This is a genomic window from Candidatus Paraluminiphilus aquimaris (assembly GCF_026230195.1).
GTDB lineage: Bacteria > Pseudomonadota > Gammaproteobacteria > Pseudomonadales > Halieaceae > Luminiphilus > Luminiphilus aquimaris.
The window spans coordinates 1,125,248-1,144,337 of record NZ_CP036501.1; the positions used below are offsets into that span (position 1 = coordinate 1,125,248).

Annotated in this window: 18 protein-coding genes and 1 other RNA gene; 12 read left to right on the top strand and 7 right to left on the bottom strand. The window is 53.0% G+C overall.

Going from position 1 to position 19,090, the window contains the following annotated elements:
* Positions 1-40: 40 nt before the first annotated feature.
* From E0F26_RS05245 to E0F26_RS05255, 3 genes are read right to left on the bottom strand one after another with little or no spacing between them, the layout of a single operon-like run.
* Complete coding sequence (locus E0F26_RS05245; protein ID WP_279242992.1) at positions 41-961, bottom strand: FAD:protein FMN transferase; 921 nt, start codon at positions 959-961, stop codon at positions 41-43.
* The gene (locus E0F26_RS05250) at positions 954-2,147 is read right to left on the bottom strand and encodes a DUF3570 domain-containing protein (protein WP_279242993.1); all 1,194 of its coding nucleotides are present in this window, start codon (positions 2,145-2,147) and stop codon (positions 954-956) included. Before E0F26_RS05250 ends, E0F26_RS05245 begins: the two co-directional genes overlap by 8 nt.
* Positions 2,134-2,376, bottom strand: a complete 243-nt coding sequence (locus E0F26_RS05255) for a DUF4266 domain-containing protein (protein WP_279242994.1) — start codon at positions 2,374-2,376, stop codon at positions 2,134-2,136. The genes E0F26_RS05250 and E0F26_RS05255 overlap by 14 nt, the downstream gene beginning before the upstream one ends.
* A 226-nt stretch (positions 2,377-2,602) precedes the next feature.
* Between E0F26_RS05255 and E0F26_RS05260 the strand changes: the two genes are divergently transcribed.
* The 3 genes from E0F26_RS05260 (at position 2,603) to E0F26_RS05270 (ending at position 6,350) form a co-directional block, all read left to right on the top strand.
* Complete coding sequence (locus E0F26_RS05260; protein WP_279242995.1) at positions 2,603-3,469, top strand: DUF2306 domain-containing protein; 867 nt, start codon at positions 2,603-2,605, stop codon at positions 3,467-3,469.
* A gap of 342 nt (positions 3,470-3,811) precedes the next feature.
* Positions 3,812-5,773, top strand: a complete 1,962-nt coding sequence (locus E0F26_RS05265) for an ABC-F family ATP-binding cassette domain-containing protein (protein WP_279242996.1) — start codon at positions 3,812-3,814, stop codon at positions 5,771-5,773.
* The gene (locus E0F26_RS05270) at positions 5,763-6,350 is read left to right on the top strand and encodes a DUF1415 domain-containing protein (protein ID WP_279242997.1); all 588 of its coding nucleotides are present in this window, start codon (positions 5,763-5,765) and stop codon (positions 6,348-6,350) included. The genes E0F26_RS05265 and E0F26_RS05270 overlap by 11 nt, the downstream gene beginning before the upstream one ends.
* Before the next feature lie 71 nt (positions 6,351-6,421).
* Here the strand turns inward: E0F26_RS05270 and E0F26_RS05275 are convergent, their stop codons facing one another.
* The gene (locus tag E0F26_RS05275) at positions 6,422-7,876 is read right to left on the bottom strand and encodes a spinster family MFS transporter (protein WP_279242998.1); all 1,455 of its coding nucleotides are present in this window, start codon (positions 7,874-7,876) and stop codon (positions 6,422-6,424) included.
* A gap of 342 nt (positions 7,877-8,218) precedes the next feature.
* Here E0F26_RS05275 and E0F26_RS05280 point away from each other — a divergent pair, with 342 nt between their 5' ends.
* From E0F26_RS05280 to E0F26_RS05300, 5 genes are all read left to right on the top strand, one after another.
* Positions 8,219-9,979, top strand: a complete 1,761-nt coding sequence (locus E0F26_RS05280; RefSeq protein WP_279242999.1) for a hypothetical protein — start codon at positions 8,219-8,221, stop codon at positions 9,977-9,979.
* A 258-nt stretch (positions 9,980-10,237) separates the two neighbouring features.
* Positions 10,238-11,077, top strand: coding sequence for a metal-dependent hydrolase (locus tag E0F26_RS05285; RefSeq protein ID WP_279243000.1), 840 nt, complete (start codon positions 10,238-10,240; stop codon positions 11,075-11,077).
* Positions 11,078-11,079: 2 nt separating this feature from the next.
* Positions 11,080-12,171, top strand: coding sequence for a hypothetical protein (locus E0F26_RS05290; protein ID WP_279243001.1), 1,092 nt, complete (start codon positions 11,080-11,082; stop codon positions 12,169-12,171).
* A 247-nt stretch (positions 12,172-12,418) separates the two neighbouring features.
* The gene (locus E0F26_RS05295) at positions 12,419-12,910 is read left to right on the top strand and encodes a DUF3015 family protein (RefSeq protein WP_279243002.1); all 492 of its coding nucleotides are present in this window, start codon (positions 12,419-12,421) and stop codon (positions 12,908-12,910) included.
* An 11-nt stretch (positions 12,911-12,921) separates the two neighbouring features.
* Positions 12,922-14,742 carry an Lnb N-terminal periplasmic domain-containing protein gene (locus E0F26_RS05300; RefSeq protein ID WP_279243003.1) on the top strand — a complete coding sequence of 607 codons (1,821 nt, stop codon included), beginning with the start codon at positions 12,922-12,924 and terminating at the stop codon, positions 14,740-14,742.
* Between the two features lie 239 nt (positions 14,743-14,981).
* On the opposite strand, the gene E0F26_RS05305 is transcribed toward E0F26_RS05300, so the two are convergent.
* Positions 14,982-15,461, bottom strand: coding sequence for a hypothetical protein (locus tag E0F26_RS05305; protein WP_279243004.1), 480 nt, complete (start codon positions 15,459-15,461; stop codon positions 14,982-14,984).
* Between E0F26_RS05305 and E0F26_RS05310 the strand changes: the two genes are divergently transcribed.
* Positions 15,450-15,743, top strand: coding sequence for a hypothetical protein (locus E0F26_RS05310; RefSeq protein ID WP_279243005.1), 294 nt, complete (start codon positions 15,450-15,452; stop codon positions 15,741-15,743). The two genes, E0F26_RS05305 and E0F26_RS05310, sit on opposite strands and share 12 nt — an antisense overlap.
* 18 nt (positions 15,744-15,761) lie before the next feature.
* On the opposite strand, the gene E0F26_RS05315 is transcribed toward E0F26_RS05310, so the two are convergent.
* Complete coding sequence (locus tag E0F26_RS05315; protein WP_279243006.1) at positions 15,762-16,142, bottom strand: hypothetical protein; 381 nt, start codon at positions 16,140-16,142, stop codon at positions 15,762-15,764.
* A 188-nt stretch (positions 16,143-16,330) separates the two neighbouring features.
* Here E0F26_RS05315 and E0F26_RS05320 point away from each other — a divergent pair, with 188 nt between their 5' ends.
* Positions 16,331-17,305, top strand: coding sequence for an isopenicillin N synthase family dioxygenase (locus tag E0F26_RS05320; protein ID WP_279243007.1), 975 nt, complete (start codon positions 16,331-16,333; stop codon positions 17,303-17,305).
* Positions 17,306-17,645: 340 nt separating this feature from the next.
* Here E0F26_RS05320 and ssrA read toward each other — a convergent pair.
* Positions 17,646-18,036: a transfer-messenger RNA gene (gene ssrA, locus E0F26_RS05325) on the bottom strand.
* A gap of 63 nt (positions 18,037-18,099) precedes the next feature.
* Between ssrA and E0F26_RS05330 the strand changes: the two genes are divergently transcribed.
* Positions 18,100-18,780 carry an AzlC family ABC transporter permease gene (locus tag E0F26_RS05330; protein WP_279243008.1) on the top strand — a complete coding sequence of 227 codons (681 nt, stop codon included), beginning with the start codon at positions 18,100-18,102 and terminating at the stop codon, positions 18,778-18,780.
* Positions 18,777-19,088 carry an AzlD domain-containing protein gene (locus tag E0F26_RS05335; RefSeq protein WP_279243009.1) on the top strand — a complete coding sequence of 104 codons (312 nt, stop codon included), beginning with the start codon at positions 18,777-18,779 and terminating at the stop codon, positions 19,086-19,088. The genes E0F26_RS05330 and E0F26_RS05335 overlap by 4 nt, the downstream gene beginning before the upstream one ends.
* The last annotated feature ends 2 nt before the right edge of the window (positions 19,089-19,090 follow it).

Below are 19,090 nucleotides of genomic sequence, written 5' to 3' on the forward strand. Positions count from 1 at the left end.
GTCGTGACGACAAAGAGAGAGGCGCTCTCGCAAGAATGCCTCAGCGATTAGCTAAGGGTCCCTCGAGCTGGCCGAATTCATTAATAATCAACCACGGTAGGTCCGCAGCTAGCAGCCACGCCTTAGCGCTTTCACTGCCTTTTAGGCACGCGATGGTGGCAACGGCGCCAGCCATGAGTGCATTTTCACCAACGACGCTTACGCTGATTGCGCCCGCTACCGGGTAACCTGTCTTTGGGTTCAGGAAGTGGCTGTATCGCACTCCTTTATGCGTGAAGAAGCGTTGATAGGATCCGCTACTGGTGAGGGCTGCGTCCTTTAACTCGATTGTGGTCACGGGTTTATCGGGCTGACTGGGGTCAGCTACACCAATCCGCCATGGCATATCGTGGTCATTTGTGCCGCTCGCAAAAACATCGCCGGCGAGCTCGACAATCGCGTCGTTAAATCCGCGCTGCCTCAGTAATTTCACCGCCAGATCCACAGCATATTCCTTGACGACGCCGCCCAGGTCCAGCGAGGTGGTGGCTTCGGGCAGATACACGCCATCAGCACTAATGTTAACCTTGTGCCAGCCGATGCGATTAAGGAGGGTGGGCAGTCTTTCGGGCACATCAATCTGGCCACTTTGTAGATTCCAGACCGTGTTTAGTGTGCCAGCGGTTGGGTCAAATAGACCATCGCTTTGTTCGTGCAGTCGACTGCAAACGTGGAGTAGTCCTCGTGTTTCATCGTCTACTGTAGTGACGGTACCTGACCCTGCGTTGCGGTTTATCTCACTAATGACACTCCCTTCGACATAGCGGCTGTACTTCGCTTCAAGACGGTCGAGTTCTGCTCTCACTTCGTTACAGGCGTCCTCAGCCCGCTCGCGCATCGGCGCAATATGACGAAGGGTAAGCGAGGCCGGCCCTCCCATGACACGAAACTGCTGTTGGGTGAAGCTGCTTGGCTCAGTCAAAGCGCCACGACACTCCGACCGTCATGCGCCAGAAGTCCACTAGGGCGGGAGACTCTTCGCCACCCGATAAACCCCAGCTATGTTCACTCATGTAGCGTTCGACTTGACCTTCGAACTGCCAGTCGCCGACGGCTAAGACACCCCGAACACCTGCTGTGAGCGCCCCGTAAGAGGAAAGACGAAAATCGTCAGCATAATAACGCTCATCAAGCTGAGCTCTCGTTGAGAAGAAATCAGCCTGTTCTTGGCTGTAGTAGCGAATATACGGCTTTAGACTATGTCCTCGTATTTCCTGGTGCCAGGCGACTTCCGCAGTGTGAGAATGAGTGCCCCAGCTGTCGTCGTAGTAACGGTAATCGAGGTGAAGTGATCCCTGCGCTTCAATAAAGTGCCGGCGATAACCGGTGCTTATCGCGAAGCGTTCGTGCTGGTCGGGTCGCTGGTCAAACAGCTTGTAGGGGTCAGATAAATAACCGTCACTCACTGTGTAGCTAAGCCCGACTCGCATGAGCGCGGTGCTGGACAGAATTTGGCTCATGCCGAAATAGACTGACTGGGTGTCCAGAGATCCTCTCTCTATCGATACCGGTATATTGCCTTGCTCTGGCTCTAAAGAATCGTTCGAGCTGCTGAGTGATGTTGTCCAGGTTCTCGCATTGTCCTCACTGTTCCAAGAGGCATCAAATGCCCATGAGGTGGCTTCGTAATCGTCTTCTTTGGACTGTGCCACGTTAAATCCAGCATTACCGTCCGCCCAAAAATAGCGGGTAGTAACACCGACTTCGACACGCTGATCGGAGATGCTCGCGCCGCTCGTAATCACCCCGGGATCACCGTCAACATTGGTACCGATAAACCAAGGTGAGGCGCCGCTCATGACATCATTTTGCACATCGAGCGCAACGGACCACGATCCACCTACCGGCGTCTCGAACCAGAATTGGGTTATATCGATGTCGTAGCGATCCCTGCTCCCAAAGATGAAGGTCGACTCGGCCAGTTGATCCTCGTCGTAATGGGAATATCGGATACCCATTTCGGAATAGGCGGGCGGTGCGTCAGCTTGCGCTGACTGATAAGCGGGTATTGCTGCAATAGCGGTACCCAGGGCTTGTACTATCGGACTTTTGGCGCTGAGCTTTTGCGGCGCGCGGGACATTGGCGACTGATTCTTAGTTACAGCCACATCCACCTCCGGCGGCCTTTGCACCTCCCGAGGAGGCCTCTTTACTGGTGTAAACGTGACCCGCTAAGCGCCCCTCGCGCGGGAAGTTATCCCACTGCATGCCGGTTTTTGCTAAATAACCTCTTTCCCAGGCGGGCACCTCTTCAATGCCTGCGCACCCAGACATAATAAGCAGTAAGCCAATGGAGACAAAGGCGGCCCGCTGTGGTCTTAAAGCAAGGATACGCATGAGAAACGCCTATTTTGGAAAGCTGATAATCAGTTTAATGGTCCTTGAGGTGAAGCAAAAGGCTCGTCGAACTGATTGACAGACAATAGGGTTGAGTCTTCAGCACCACGACGCCCTAAGGGCTCGCCTATTTTTTTTCTTAGCGTGCTGGTTCATGATGCACTTGGAATAGGAGGGCCCTAGGCTCGGCTCGAACAAAAACAATAATCAAAAAAGGCTACGAACTATGCCACTCAGCGTGATGGGTTTTTATGGTGCGGTCCTCGTGTGGGGCGCGCTCATCAGTCGAGGTTTGTTCAGGCCAAAACAGTGGCCGCTCATTGCGGGCTTTGGGTTGGTCTTGCTGCTGTTTCTCAATATCAGATACGTGTTGGAGGGTGCGCCGGCTGGGATTGCGTTTTTCATTAGTCTCTATGATTTCTTCGACAACCTGGGTTTGCCTGCGGGCGAGGTGCCGTCGGCAATGACTACCTGTTCCAACAATGCATGTTCTTTGTGGGGGGGAACCTTTGAACTGCATCAGAGCTGGGGTGTGGCCTTCTTTGATCGATTTGTCGAGGCACCGTTACTGCGAACCAATGCGCTTTATGTCCACTTGGTTTGTAACTCAATCGTTTTCGTACTGATGCATATTCAGCTGTTTCGGCCGGGTCACAGTGTTGAGGGAGCAGGGCATGCTTGGGTGGGTCGACTGACCCTGATGTTCCTCACGATCGGGACGGTTGCCGCGTTGTTCCTGGCCAGTGAACATAATGCGGTTAAATCCTACGGTGGGATTTGGGCAGAGTGGGGCTTTTACTCGATGTCGCTGTGCGTTTACGGTGCGGCTGTCATGGGGGCGCGCACGGCTATTCGAGGGGACTGGGAGCGACATCGTATCTGGATGATCCGCTTTGTCGGGGCCATGTATGGCGCGTTTTGGGGATTCCGTGTGCTGCTTGTTATCACGGGGCCGCTACTTCGTGAGTGGGAAAGTGCCTCGCTGCTGATCTCTATCTGGGCCTCTGCGCCCTTAGGTTTAGTTATTGCAGACGGCCTGCGCCGCCACTGGGATCGGCAAGTGGCAACTCCCGCACCGTTGGCCACTCAATAACGCCCCGTCGATTCTTGCCAAGACACTCAAGACGGTAGGAAAACCCTCCGAAGGCTGTTCCCTCCCGTCAGTGCGCAGCGTCGACACCGATACGGCGGTATGGGAGCGAAGTGGTTGAGTGGTCTCCTCGGAACTTTCTATCTAATGAGTAAGCGACGCCAAGCACTAATATGAGACACTTGCGGCCTCGGCCTTCCTCTTTTCGGATATCCCCACACTAGGGAGATGAACCCGTTCCAATGACGGGTTAGGCGAGCGGTCCACTTGCTAGCCGTGAGAAGGCTCAAAGACAGGCAAGTGGGTAATGTAGGTAAGTAGGTAATTGAATAAAAAGTCTCCCAATTGATCATCCTAGACGACATCACCCTCCGCCGAGGGCCCAAACTCTTAATAGAGGGCGGCTCTGCCACGTTACAGCCGGGCCAGAAGCTTGCGCTCATTGGGGCGAATGGCACGGGCAAGTCGAGCTTGTTCGCCATGCTCATGGGAGCACTCGCCGCCGATAGCGGCACTATCCGCGGTATGGCAGGACTTCGACTGGCGCACATGGCGCAGGAGCTCGAGGCCAGCACCGCAACAGCACTGAATTTCGTGATGGCAGGCGATGCCGCTGTGTTCGCGCTTGTTCAATCAATTGCTAAAGCGGAGCGTGACGAGGACTTCGAGCACGCGGCATCGCTCTACCAGGATCTCGACGCACTTGATGGCTACGACGCACAGCGTCGTGCCGAACAACTGCTGCTGGGCTTGGGCTTCTCTTCATCTGAACTCAGTAACGCCGTTACCGATTTTTCGGGTGGTTGGCGCGTGCGCCTCAATTTGGCGCGGGCGTTGATGACGCCCTCCGATGTGCTCCTGCTCGATGAGCCCACAAACCACCTGGATCTCGACACCATGTTGTGGCTTGAGCAGTGGTTGCTTCGCTATGAAGGTACGTTGCTCATGATCTCTCATGACCGTGATTTCATTGATGCCATTTGCGATCGCACCTTGAGTTTGGAGGGGCAGGGGCTGGTGACTTATCGCGGTGGCTATTCAGCGTATGAGAAGCAACGTGCCGAACGCATGGCTCAGCAACGGGCACAGTTCGCGCGTCAGCAGCGCGAGATTGCGCACATTGAAGACTTTGTGCGTCGGTTCAGGGCGAAGGCAACCAAGGCTAAGCAGGCACAAAGTCGTCTAAAAGCACTCGAGCGCATGGAGACACTGGCGCCAGCGCATGCAGACTCGCCTTTTTATTTTCAGTTTCCCGAGCCGGGTAAGACCAGCGATCCCTTGCTGTCAGTCGATGAACTGACCCTAGGTTATGGCGAGGAAGCTGTCTTAGAGCGTGTGTCATTCTCACTCCACCCCGGCGACCGAATAGGCCTATTGGGTAAGAATGGCGCGGGAAAGTCCACGCTGCTTAAGGGCTTAATGGGGGCCCTGCAAGCTAAGAGCGGAAGGCGAGTTACGGGTGCACATTTGCGCATTGGTTATTTCGATCAGCAACAGTTAGACGTACTCGATCTCGATGCGAGTCCGCTCCTGCATTTGCAGCGACTCAGCCCAAATGCTCGCGAGCAAACCATCTTTGATTTTTTGGGTGGGTTTAATTTTAAGGGTGATCGTGCCAAGGAGATCATCCGACCGTTTTCGGGAGGCGAGAAAGCACGATTAGCGCTGGCTATGGTGGTTTGGCAGGACCCAAACGTGCTTATTCTCGACGAGCCCACTAACCACCTCGATTTGGAAATGCGTCATGCGCTAGCAATGGCCTTGCAAGGGTATACCGGCGCCATTGTCCTCGTCAGTCACGATCGCCACCTACTTCGCCATGTTGTCGAGTCGCTCTGGTTAGTCGAGGGCGGCTCGGTAACCGAATACCCCGATGACTTACCGACTTACGAGAAATGGGTTCTAGCGGGCGATAAAACCTCAAAACAGTCGGGTGCTGGTGAAGCCAAGAGCGCAACGCCAAAGCCGGGTGCGACCAATAAGGCGGCGCCAAGCAGCACGAGTGCGGGGGACCTCGCGCGTGAAAAGGGCGTGAAAGGCAAGGAGCTGCGTCAAAGCGGCGCGGAGCAACGCGTGCGTTTGAAGCCACTGCGTCAAGCATTGCAGAAAACAGAGAAACAACTCGAGCGTCTTCAAAATGAGCTAGCGAAACTACAGGAAGCGCTTGCTGACCCTGCTCTTTACGAGGCAGACCAGCGAGATCGGCTCGCAGCCATTGTAAAAGACGAAGGCGCTTTGAAGGCGGAAGTCGAGGGGGTAGAAGAGCAGTGGATGGAACAGCAACAGGCACTCGAAGATGCGAGCTAGTAAGGGCGACACCGCGGACACCGAAAAAGACAGCGTAGTAGAGGCTACGGAGCGAAAAACACGTGCATGGCTCGCCGCGTTTGTTGTGGGACTCAACCTCTGTCCGTTTGCTCGACCCGTTGTGGGATCCGATGCCTTGCGCATCGAAGTCTGCCAAGCGACCGACCCAGAGGGTATAGCCCGTGCCTTGGTAAATGAAATCGCGGTCATCCAAAACGCGTCCGAGGCGGAGGTGGCGACTACGCTGGTGGTATTCCCAAACGCATTGACAGAGTTTGAGGCCTATCTAGAATTTCTAGATAACGCTGAGTTGCTGCTTGAGGAGATGAATCTGCAGGGTGTTCTGCAGCTGGCGAGCTTTCACCCCGACTACCAATTTGCGGGTGAGCCTGTTGACGCCACAAGCCATTTTACTAATCGCGCACCGTTCCCAATTATTCATCTACTTCGTGAGGCTATGGTGACACGGGCGCTCGACGGCTTCCCAAACCCAGAGGAAATACCTGAGCGCAATATCCTCACGCTTGAAGGTTTGGGTCATGAGCGCATTCAGGCAATGCTTGCAGCGCTAGGCTGATACGCCGCTCTCCGGTAGCGGAGAGGTGAGTGCATACGCTAGGGTAAAAGTCCGGCAGTATGCACTCGCATTCAGCCCGGGTTGCGGTCAACCATGTCTTTACTCAGTCTTGGCCACGTCAGCAAGAAAAAGAGCGAGCAGACAGCGTAGAGGCTGGCGGTAATGAGTATTGCCGACTGAAGGCTCTGCGCGTAGACCGCACCGCACGCCTCTTGCAAGTTTGAATCCAAAAGCCCAATCACCTTCGGGTGGCACTGGTTGCGAGAGAGTTCCTCGACGGTCACACCAAGCTCAGTAATCCCATTAACAAAGAAGACGTCGGATATCGCGCCAATGAACAGGGGCCCAAACCCGTAGCCTAGTAGATTGACGATGAACAGAAGCACGGCGGTCGCGGTTGCACGGACACGCATGGTCACAACGCCCTGTCCAATGGTGTATTGCGCCGCGAGATAACCGTATTTTGAGAAGCCGGCAATGCTCAAACCGATACCTGCCCACAGCAAGCTTTCTGTCGTAAACGCAAAGAGATAGAAAGGGACTGAAATGCCAAGGCCTATGGCGGGTACCCAAGCAATAGCTCCTGGGTATATTTTGTAGAGCCTGGTGGCAATCCAGCCAGTTCCGAAGGTGCCAAAGGCTGCCGCAAGGGCGACCGGTGTATTAATCCAAATAGCGGCTTCGCCTGCAGTGATGCCGTGTGATCGCACAAAGAAAATAGATTGGAAGGAGCTGATGCCATAGCCGCAGAACGCGGCAATCGTGGCGCCTGCGGTCATGAGCCAAAAGGCAGGCTTCTTCGTCAACTCTTTGAGAGCTTCCCCTAATGCCACCTCGTCTTTAGGTTCGGTGCCCGTTGGGTCGGTGTATCCGCGCGGCGGCTCAGTGACGGTTAGTTTGAAAATAATGGCAATGAGGAGGCCCGGTAAGCCGAGAACAAAGAAGGCGGCTCGCCAGTCAAAGGCGTCGGTAACCCAGCCGCCGATGAGATTGGCAAATAATCCTCCGAGCGTTACCCCCATCGCATAGACACCGAGGGCTTGCGAGCGATCTCTCGGTGCGTAGTAATCTGCAATGAGTGAGTTTGCCGGCGGCGTGCAGCCCGCTTCGCCAATGCCAACCCCCACACGACATAGCAGCAAGATCCAGAACGCACCAATGGTCATCGAGCCAATCGTTACCTCGGTAGCCAAACCACACAGCGCAGTCATCATTGACCAGAGCGCAATACAGACCGTCATAATCCACACGCGGTGACCCGTATCAGCGACTCGCGCCAGTGGGATGCCAACAATCGTATAAAGCAGTGCGAACCCAAACCCGGTTAGCAAGCCAAACTGCGTATCTGAAATACCTAATTCCGGGACAAGCTCGGGACCGACCACGGCGAGTAGACCGCGATCGACAAAATTTAAGATGTAAATCAGTGTCAGCGCGGAGAGAACATAGGTTCGGTAGGGCTTCGTGCCAAAGCCCGTGTTGTTGCCAGGGCCCCCTGGCTCTGCAGGGGAGGTTACTGCTGTCATGTGAGAATTTCCCTAAAGAAATTAACGATCGTTATTGGTCTTATTAATGGCCTCGCTTATCAAGAGGAAACACGGCCACTTCTTGTGTTGTTTACGGCAATGAGTATGACCACACATGCCTTTAGAAGTCACGAGTTGGTTTTAACTTCTCTCCCCAAAACGCCGTCGTGGCGCTCTGAACTGACCTTACACACCCGTCATTAATCCTTCCCTCAGCCCAAGCGTAGGGTTTCACCGTGTCGGGGTTCGCATTTTCGTTATTTTGTTCTTCGCCCTAAAACGGCAGTACTTGAATGCCGGGGTGTTGGGGGTATCTTGAGCAGGGAGAAAAGAGGGGGTGTCATGCTTGTCGGCTCGGTTACAAAGTTTTTGAAAGGTGGGTTGTCGCCGGCTCATGTTTGGGTGAGCGTTAGTCTAGGGTTCCTCTTAGGAATGCTTCCAGACTACGGTGCCAGCGCGGGTCTGGTCGCCATTGTCTTCTTGTTTGCTTCGCTCACACGTGTGAATACGGGGTTATTCGTGCTGTCTTTTGTTGTCGCTAAGACCCTCTTACTGTTGGGCCTACCTTGGCTTTTTGCGTTGGGCCATTCAGCACTCCAGGGCGTGTTTGGCACGGCGCTGGTGAAGCTAAGCCAGCTACCTCTCTTGGCCTGGTTCGGGTTTGAACGCTATGCGACGGTGGGCGCTCTCATTGTCGGTGTGCCGCTTGCGCTGGCCACAGCTTTTATCGTCAATGGCGGTGTTCAAAAAATGCGTAACGCGAGCGCTGGCTTACAAGCGAATGCAACGTTCGACGCATTCGCACAATCATTTCTCGGTCGGACGGCACTCACTTTGCTGCTTGGCAAGTCGTCCAAAGAAGGCCTGGGCTCTGTGCTCAACAAATCCGTTCCCTTGTTTCGAGTAAAAGAGGGACTCATTGGCGCTGCGCTCATTGCACTCCTCGCGCTGGGTATTTGGCAATGGGCGAAATCAGATCTTAAGAGCGCCTTAGTGCCGGTGCTCGAGCGGGCCAATGGAGCCACGGTGGATATCGACCGCCTGAGCTTGAATATATGGACGGGAACGCTGGATGTGACTGGCTTGGAAGTGGCAGACCCGTCTGATCTGTCGGTGAACTTATTCTCGGCCACAGAGTTACGGATTTCGGTGTCCAGTGCGGCCCTGCTTTCCAAACGCATTTTGGTGAAGGAAGTTCGAGCTCAAGAGGCTCGCTCTGGTATGCCTAGAATGAGCCCCGGCCAATTGACGGGCCCTTTGATTGGGCCTGTAGCCGTCACGGCGCCCACGTCAGACGAAGTGGGTAGTTATGTGAAGGATGCAGAGGCCTGGCTCGATCGTTTAAGACAAGTTCAGGCGCTATTGAAGCGTTGGGAGGGCGTCATTCCAGAGGGCTCTGAGTCTGAGCCCGCTATCGGCTCCCCCAGTTACGCGGAGTGGTTAGACGAACAAATTGCGCAAAGTGGTTACACAGGGCTGTCATTTACGCCCATTGAAGATAGCTATTGGTCTGCGTTGGCAGAGAAGGTGTCAGTGGATTCAATTCGCATCGCCGCGTTCGCCGACAAGGACCTGTCCGTTCTGGCTGAAAATCTTGCCTCAAACCCCAAGCAACTCGCCGTCTCTCCGCGCATCGAGATGGCTTCAGACGACGGGTCAATTGGGATGCTCATGCAGCTCGATGAGTTAAGCGGCGCGGGGGCAAACCAGCTTGAGTTAAGTTTCGACGGCCTAGATGCAAAGAGCACTTTGTCGGCGTTGAAACCGGATATCGCCAAGCGCGTTAATGGCGGGCAGATCGATCTGAGCCTCGACGGAGAGTTCCGATACGCCGGTGAGGGTGAGTTAACTCTGGATTTACTCGCCACGCTGACAGATTCAGAGTTCATCATTAAGCGCCGAAAGCTTCCGGTGGCTAATTTTATGGTGCCCGTTAAGGTCCGGGGGTCATTCGCTGCACCCAAGGTCCGAGTGGATAACAAAGCCATGGAAGACCAACTCAAAGGCGTCGCTGAAGATGCCCTTAAGGATGAAGCTAAGTCGAGGGTGGAAGACAAGATTAAGAGCAAGCTGGGCGATCGGCTTAAGGGGTTTATCAGATAGACGTGTGTCTACTTCAGACGTGGTGAGACAGCCCTTTCTTATTCGGACAACTGACAAAACACTCCACAAAAATGAGACTTTGTGGACCCCGAAAACCCGCTCGAAATTTTGGTTTGGTGGGAAGTGGCACATCCACTCGAGCTGCTCTTAGATAATTCGCCATCCCGCAAATTGTCGTCGTCATCGGTAATGCCAGTGGTTCGAGGCATCTAAAACGGCTATCTTTTGGCCTTGGAGAACAGGAAGCGCAGCGACACTATGAGTAATTTAGTTGTCAGGCAAATTGACTTCGATGTAGATCAGGCCAAATTTATTTGGAATCCTGACAACCCCTCTTTCTCTGTTTTAATGAATCAAATTACGTTCTTTGTTGTCGGCTTTGAAAAGTACATGTGCCGTGTGATGCGCGATGCCGAAGCGCACATTACTGACGCGGCCGTGATGGAAGAGGCCCGAGCCTTCCGCATGCAAGAAGCCATCCACGCCCAAAAGCACATGCGTCATGCCCGAGCCCTCATAGCGCAATATCCGGCATTGCAGGGCGTGCTCGATAAAGTCCTCGCAAGCTACGACGATGTCTACAGCACCCACCCATTGGAATACCACTTAGCCTATGCGGGTGGCCTCGAAGCAATTTTCACCCCTTTTTTCAAAATGATTCTGGATCACCGTGTAGCCCTATTTGAAGAGGGTGAGGCTCAAGTGGCATCGCTTTTTGTTTGGCATTTTTGCGAAGAAATCGAGCACCGAAGTTCCGCCTACGATGTTTACAACCACGTGGTAGGCAGTCATTGGTACCGCATTCGAAACACCGGCGCATTTCAAAAGCATACTCGGGATCTTTTCGACATGATCAAGAACGAATTTGAGTTGGTGGTTAAAGACGTGCCCAAAAACGCTTATTCAGACAACCCCTTTGCGCGCATACCCATACGGGCGCAGTTACGATCAGCCGTCGGTGTCCTGGCCTCACAGTTCCCCTGGCACGACAGCGTGAACCAGCCTTTGCCCGACTATTATGGCGAGTGGCTTGGCCACTGGGAATCTGGGGCCGATGTTTCTCAAGTTGTCGGTAAAGTAACGCTCGGTGCTCAGTGACCGTGACTGAGACTGAGTCAGCACTCACGTTTACTCAGCTGGTTGAGCGTCTAGGTGGCTTTACCCCCCAAAATATTGAAAGTTGGGCCTTTGTAAAAAGCCCTTTTACGCTGTCCCACTGGACCATGAATGTCGTTGAAGTGTTGCTCATCGTCGGTGCGCTCTGGGGTCTGCGTCATAGCATCGCCCGTTTTAAGGCAGGCGAGTCTGTCTATTTAGGCTTTTGGCTAGCGTCAGTCATCTTTATGCTGGCGCTGGAAATTCCGGTGTATTTTCCTGAAAAACTGGGCGCACCCGACAACGCCCTGTTTTTTATTCATAACGAATTTTCAGTGCAGTTCTTCTTTGGGCGAGCGCCGCTGTACATCCTAGCGCTGTACCCCGCGATTATGTACGCAGCCTTTGTTCTTGTTCGGCAAGCGGGGCTCTTTGACCAACGCTGCGGGGCATTCATTGGAGCATTAGGCGTAGGCGTCGTTCACCATGTGTTCTATGAGATTTTTGATCACTTTGGGCCCCAGTATGGCTGGTGGACGTGGAACTACCCCAACTTCACCTCTTCCCTCGCCTCGGTGCCGGTCTCTAGTATGGTGAGCTTTGCCTTTGTGGGGCCGATAGCGCTAACGCTCGCCACACAACTTTTAGTCCCCAAGTCTGTCGCCATGGACAATGCAGACGCCAAGGACGCAAGTGGTCGGGTTCGACGCTTCGCGCTGGGCACTCTGCTGGCCGGGCTGTTAACCCCCGTCATTTTTGTGCTGCTCACACTCGACACCTGGTTCAGTCTACTCGGCATTGAGATGACCCCTCGCTCGGAGATGGTAGCCTCGGTGGCGCTTGTTGGGACGGCGTTACTCCTTACAGTGGGTCAATTGCTGCGATTAACCACTTTTTCGAGCCGGGGCTTGTGGGCGTATTCCAAAGCTTATCTCGCGCTGTTTCTCGGGGTTTTTGCGGGCCTGTGGTTATATGCGCTACCCGATTACTTTTCCGCAGTCGAGGGCGTCACCTCACAGGGGTACCCCATAGGCTCATTGCCCTATGTGCTGGGTTGCAGTGGCTTCGCCATCTTTTTTCTTTTGCGTGAACTGTAACTCTCAATCCCTAGCGAGTGTTTTTACGTGTCTCACGGTTAAAAAAATCTCAATTACATTCATGGGATATTGTCCAAGTGGGTGAGGGCTCTTCTGATTAACGTGACAATTCAGGCGAACAATAAATTCGTTTAGCTGGCGGGTATTGCGAGCACGTAATAAACATGCAACATTTAGTGCGTCACTAGGCGGTTCTTGCCCGGCGATTTTGAAGCAAGTAGAAAATTGAGTAATAAGGAAGCTGTATATGAAAATATTAAAGGCCGCAATAGGCGCAACGCTCATGTTAAATGCGTCGGTTGCCCTCTCGCAAATAGGTGAAGGGGAAGCCGGTGAAGGGCCAAGCCCGTATGTCGACTGTGGTATCGGTGGTGCGCTCTTCCCAACCACAAGTTGGGCTGCTGTGACTTCTAACGTGATCTGGGACGCCGGTACTACAGCTGTTACCTCGGCTACGATGAGCCCTGAAACGTGTAACGGTAAATCAGTAGCAATGGCTGAGTATGTTAAAGGCAGTTATGCCTCACTTGAGATGGATATTATCTCGGGCCGTGGTGCTTATCTGAATGGACTGAGTCAGGTTTCTGGGTGCGGTGCTGAGCCTTCCGAAGCATTTGTAACTGCTGTACGGAACTCTGTTAAGAACGCTGTGAGTTCTGAGTCTGCGGTGGTGGAGCAAGATAAGCAGGCAATGCTTTTCAATGCTGCTTACAACGCTAGCTTGTCCTGCACTTCGTAACAAAGTAGCTAATGATCTTTACTAAGGAGCCAATATGGCTCCTTTTTTTGGTCTTGCCATTATTTCTGAGTGAATCGGTTTACGCTTTTCCTAAGTACGGTCGAAGTGAGTCCGCTGCTTTTACGGCTCAGTGGTTAGAGATACTCCATGCTGACGTTCACGGAGACAGCTTTAAGACGCGAGTGGTGTCTGAAGGCTTTCTCATTACATCTGATTCAACAGTGTTCGACGCTGGTGAGGAATTGGTGGCGTCCTTGGAGCATTTTAAAGCAGGGATGGGAGTGTGTTCTCGACCCTCGCGGTACCTCTTTTTGGCTGGGGAATTCGGACTTCCAATTGAGGCGCTCGAACGATGTGAGTTCCTTGATGATTTGTCATTCTCCGACTTAGAAGGGTCAGATGTCACGGTCGTCTACGCTTCCGGTTACTTGGGAAATCCAGCGTCGTATTACGGACACATGTTTCTCACCGTAACGCCGCCGTCTTCTTCCAACAAACTTCTAGATAAAGCTATTAACTACGGAGCAATAAATGCGTCTGGAGATAATCCTGTGTCGTATATTGCGAAAGGCTTATTTGGCGGATACGAGGGCGCCTTCAGTCTCAGTAGCTACTATGTGTTTGATAATCAGTACAGGACGATTGAGAACCGCGATTTATGGGAATATCGCCTTCATCTGGATGACAAAGCGAAGCTGCAACTACTCACCCATATAGCTGAATTATCCAAACACAAGTTCAACTATTACTTTATGGGGCGCAACTGTGTCAGTGCCTTTGCCGAAATTATAAATGTCGTAGCTAAGAGAAACTTTGACGCCGCAAACACTGCTTTGGTTTATCCACATGCTTGGCTGAAGTATCTTGTTAGCGACAGCTCAATTCCTGTCTCTAGTCAATTGGTCCCATCACGCGCCACGGAATTTAGATCGCTCTATAAGAGACTCAGTACCACTCAATTGACAGCTATAAATAAATACGACGTTACTGAAGGTCCGGTGCTCTCGGTACAGCAAGACTCTGATGAGGTTGTTGTACTAGATACTCTTTTGCTCTACTCCCAGGCCTTCAAAGACGATGAGACTTTCAGAGAAGACGCCTTACGAGAGGTAACAGCAAAGCGACTCGATATTGACCTAGTGTCTGAGAGCTATGAGTTCCAGAGAGAGGCGAAACTGGAACCACACATTGGCCGCAATCCGGCAAAACTCAGCTGGGGGCTTGGCTCAACAGATGACGATGTTGTAAGGCTCTTTAGTTTGCGACCCGCATTTTATGATGAGGCGGACGGAGCGTCCCTCGGTTTCGGCGGCAATGCGCTGGTCATGATTGATAATCTTTTTTCGCAGGATGACCAGGGCGAAGTCAGGTTAGAGACACTCGACTTACTAGCCATTAATGAGATAAATCCTAAAGCCTCGGGTTTTCGCAATGATGGCAGCTTGGGATGGACGGGCCACATTTCCTACGAACGTAAAGGGTCGGCGTTCTGTCGTTCGTTATGTGCAGGACTGGAGTCTAAGTTGGGCCTTCTTACTAATATCAGTCCCAATGACAGTGGTTCATTGGCACTTGGCGGGGCTTTTTACCTGTCTCAACAGTCTGGCGCTCACTTTCGCGCGTCAGTTTTTGCTAGTGGAATAATTAATATCAGTGAAAATATTGCGGTTATTGGCAAAGTAAGTGCCTTTGACCGCTCAACTAGTCATCGGCCGAATACAATAAATCAATTGGGAGTTTCTGCTTGGATTACGGAAAATTTAAGATTCTCCTTAGAGTATCGAAAGCACAGGCGTGAGAGTGTTTCTGTAAATGTTGACCACTACTTTTAGCAGCAGATAAACGCGATTTTTGTTTCATAATTCCGAAAATTGCGATCAGCTGTAGCTGGCCTGGCCAGATGCTTGGTCACCTGTATTGAGTCTCTAGTAGAGCTGGTAGTCAGTGTGCTCTAGTCCCACAGACATAAGGCGACTTCGCTAGCGTTCGAAGGAGTGGCGCAGCGCGCCCCCAAGGCTGGTGCGCCCTGAGAAAATGGGTGCGCTAATCAATACAGAAACGGTTGTTATTGTTACTTCGAAGAGGCACTGGCTGCTTTTATTTCAACCTGAACGTCCATGGCATCTAAGGTCGCTCTCACGTCGTACGTAATCCACGCAGCCCAGAGGATTGCGGTCGCTGAAACCCAGGATGCAGGTAGCAAAACGAATGCTAACACCCATAGCGCAATAAAAAACGGCCAGCGCTTGAAAGCCTTCGCGAATCGTTTCGGTGTTGACTCTACGCCGGGAGAGTAGGCGAACGACCTTATGCCTAGGAACCAAGCGTTCGCCACAAGTGCCGCGATGAACACAAGTTTTGGCGGCGGTGCCGCATCGATCTCTGGGTTCTCGTCGAGTGGTGCGTGGACCCCATTGTTTCCAGTTTTCAGTGCCTGTTCAATGGCGTTCCAAACGTGCACCGGCGTGGGCCTTGCAACGGTGCCGTTGAGATTTTTCTCGGACGGCACGGATCGCCAGCGATAGAGAATCTCACACGATTGATTGATCACCAGCACGCCGGGCTGGAAAAAACCCTTAGGATGTTCGACCTTCCAGTTGGCACCGCGCTGCAGAAACTCGGTTTTTCCTCGGCTGGCGTAGAGAGTCAGCCAGTCGCGATCATTACAAATGCGCGGTATCTCCTGGTGTGGGTCACCAATATTTTCAAAGTTAAGGTCCCAGTGAGTATGCGCTTTATGCGCAAGATACTGTGGCTCGCTAGTTACGGCGAAGACCTCACCGCCTGCCGCGCGAATCTTCTCGACAACACCGTCGTCAATATAGCTCCGTAACTCGGAGCGACAGGGCGGTCACCAAAACCCTCGGTAAAACAGCAGGACCACGAATGAGTGCTGGGCAATGGTCGCGTCAAGCCACGGGAGGCGGGCGCCCGGAGGTGGGTCGAGCTCAGCCTGTGGCTTATTTTCTTCTGCTGGCTGGCTAACCACAAATTCAATCGACCAAGGGGTGCCCGTGCCGCTAACCCGAAACGAGTGTTGCTCGCAGCGATCGCCACCACAGAGAATTAGCTTTAAATCACCGGATTGATCGAGAGCGTTATCGGCGTCGATGATGCCCGTTGCGCTAAACGTATCACCCGCAGCAAGGTCAGAGTCATTGAAAAACGCCACCGCTGCATCAACACGTTCGCTGAGCGCGTAGGGGATTGTTTCGCTGACCTGATGGAGCATCGCTGTCTCGCAGAAGAGCCTGAGCCTATCAAACTAGTTAAAAAGACTATCAGAGGTCAACTTAAATACCTTCGGTGACTGGTATTTGGAGATAAAGCACAGTAGCCGCTAGGATGGTCTCGTACTCACGTACCGGAGTAGGCCAACTACACTGATGTGCAGAGGCCTAGCAAAGGAGAACTATAACCATGTCTACTGTGCCGACAATCGACTTATCTAATGTTGACGCTGCCGCGCTAGCTGCCATTGACCAAGCCTGTCTTGACCATGGATTTTTTAAGTTAAAAGGCCACGGTCTTAACGACGCTATTGATGAGATGTGGCGCGAAGCCAGGCGCTTTTTTGCGCTGCCCAGAGACATTAAGCAATCAGTGATGCGTCAGCCGGATCGCGCCTTTGGCTACTTTGATCGAGAGCTCACCAAGCAGAGGCGCGATAAAAAAGAGGTGTTCGATTACTCAGCGAAACCCGAGCCAATGTTTGGTTCGGGTGGGTCGAGCTACTGGCCTGACGATTCTGAGGGGCAGTTGACCGAACACGGTGCAGAGCGCTTTCAAGAGGTGCTTCTCAACTTTTACAAGAAGCAGCACGTTTTGGCGCACGAGATTATGCAGTTGGTGTGTCGGGCCATGGGCGCACCTGAGGACGCCTTGGATGACCTTTTTGGTGAGCGCCACACCAGCACGGCGCGTCTTAATAACTACCCCACAGAAGACCCTGTTCCCGAGGATGAGCGCGACTCCACGATTGAACTCGCCTCTGTAGCACTTGGTGAACACACCGACCCCGGCGCTGTCACGTTGCTGCTTCAGGATGATGTGGGTGGCTTGCAGACCGAAGCAGACTCTGTTGGCTGGGTAGACATTGAGCCCGAGGAACACACCTTCATCATCAACATCGGGGATATCGTGCAGGTTTGGTCTAATGGGCGCTACAAAGCCGCGGTTCATAGGGTCACTGCTGTACCCGACGGTGGGTCACGACTATCGATGCCGTTCTTCTACATGCCCAAGGCCGATGCGCTCATCAAGCCGATCACGTCGGGTGAAGACGCGAAATACAGAGCGTTCACTTGGCGCGAGTTCATTAACAAGCGTATTGCCGATAACTACGAAAAGGTGGGCGATGAGGATATGCAGGTGACGGATTATCTGCTGGGATAGCAGGACCTTTCACTTGCAGGGTAATCGGTAGGGCTTCTGCTGTCGCGTGCGCTCACTTGTCCAGCTCATTGCTTAATATTTTTCAGAGTCATTAAGGCTGCTTTTCAGATCTTCGTGTGCTCGTCTCTATCAACCGCTAAAACAAAAAACGGCCGCCTCGAGAGCTCCAGCACTGAATCGCGCACCGCTCGAGTTCGTTTCGATCTAAAGGAGGTCGCTCTCGGCCTTCCATGGCCTCCCGGGCTGGCCAACGTCGTGTTGGCCACCCATGCCGTACTCATCTCTGACTGCCGCTTAAAACAAAAAAAGGGCCACCTAGCGGCGACCCTTTTCTGGTTTTTGGTGGAGGCGGCGGGAGTTGAACCCGCGTCCGCCAGTACTCTGCCTTTGGCTCTACATGCTTAGTTTCCGTTAATTAATTTAACGGCCAACAGCCCAACGGTCAGGACGTAGACCGCGATTCTCGTAAAATTTGACGGTGACTCCCGAGACCTAAGCCACCGCGGTCCAGTTCTGAATGACAGTCACACCCGCGATACTGGCATCTTAGGTTAGACCGCCAGGGCCGAAGCACCTGGATGGTGTTACAAAGGGCTACTTACGCAGCCAGTTGTGCACCGTAGTTGTCGTCATTGGCAACTATTAAGTTACAGCTTTGGATTAACGTGATTGGCTGTCATCACGGCATGCACCGCAGGTTTCGTTACCGTCGTCGAATCCGTAACGCCCCCGTCTGAAAAGTATACATCACGCTCTCTAGAGCCACACTGAAATAGTTCACGTACACTCCGCGCATGAAAAATATCCCACCTATTGTCAGAGCGGCTTTTGCCGACATGGTGCCGCTGTTTCTGCCCGCCTTACCGTTTGCCCTGCTTTTTGGCGTGATGGTGGTTGAGTCTGGTGTCTCGAAGCTCCTTGGCTGGTCGAGTTCCGTCATTATGTTTGGTGGCTCGGCCCAAATGACATTGATTACGTTGGTGGGAGAGGGCGCTGCGGTGTCCGCCGCAATCACAACAACGCTCATTGTGACGGCCCGACACATTCTCTACTCGGTCACGCTCGCTCCACGATTTCAGGTGCAGCCTCGATGGTTTCGTTGGCTCGGTCCCTATGTATTGATCGATCAGGTCTTCGCTTTAACGCAGGTGCGCGACCTCAGCGATGACGACGACTTTCGTCGTTATTACCTAACGGCGGGTTTTACCTTTTGGGGTATGTGGGTGCTATTTACCGGCTTGGGCATTGTTCTCGCGCCCATCATTCCAGAAGGAATCGGCATAGAGATTGCCATAACGCTCATGTTCCTCGGCCTTTTGCTAATGGCAATTCGGCGTCGGGCCCAAGTGGTGACAGCGGTACTTAGCGGAGGTATTGCGCTCGTGTTTGCCCATCTCGACAATCAGCTCGGTCTCATCGTTGCGGTAGTGGCCTCGCTTTGTGTGGCCAGTGTCACCGAATGGAGGCGTTCATGAGTCTTTTCTGGGGCATCGTGCTGGCCGGCTTGGGGGCCTATACAATGCGCGCATCGTTTGTGGTGCTACTCTCAGGCGTCACGTTCCCTGACCGAGTTATTCGCATTCTCGATCACGTTGGGCCTGCAGTAATGGCCGCCTTGGTCGTGACGACACTCACCGGTCCCGGTGGGCAACTCGAGGCCGGTCCCGTTGAGTTTCTGACGCTTGGTATCATGGCTGGGGTGACCTTGTGGCGAAAGGACTTACTCATCGGCCTTCTTGTGGCCCTTGCCGTATTCTTTGCGTTAAACGCAGTGGTGGCTTAGCA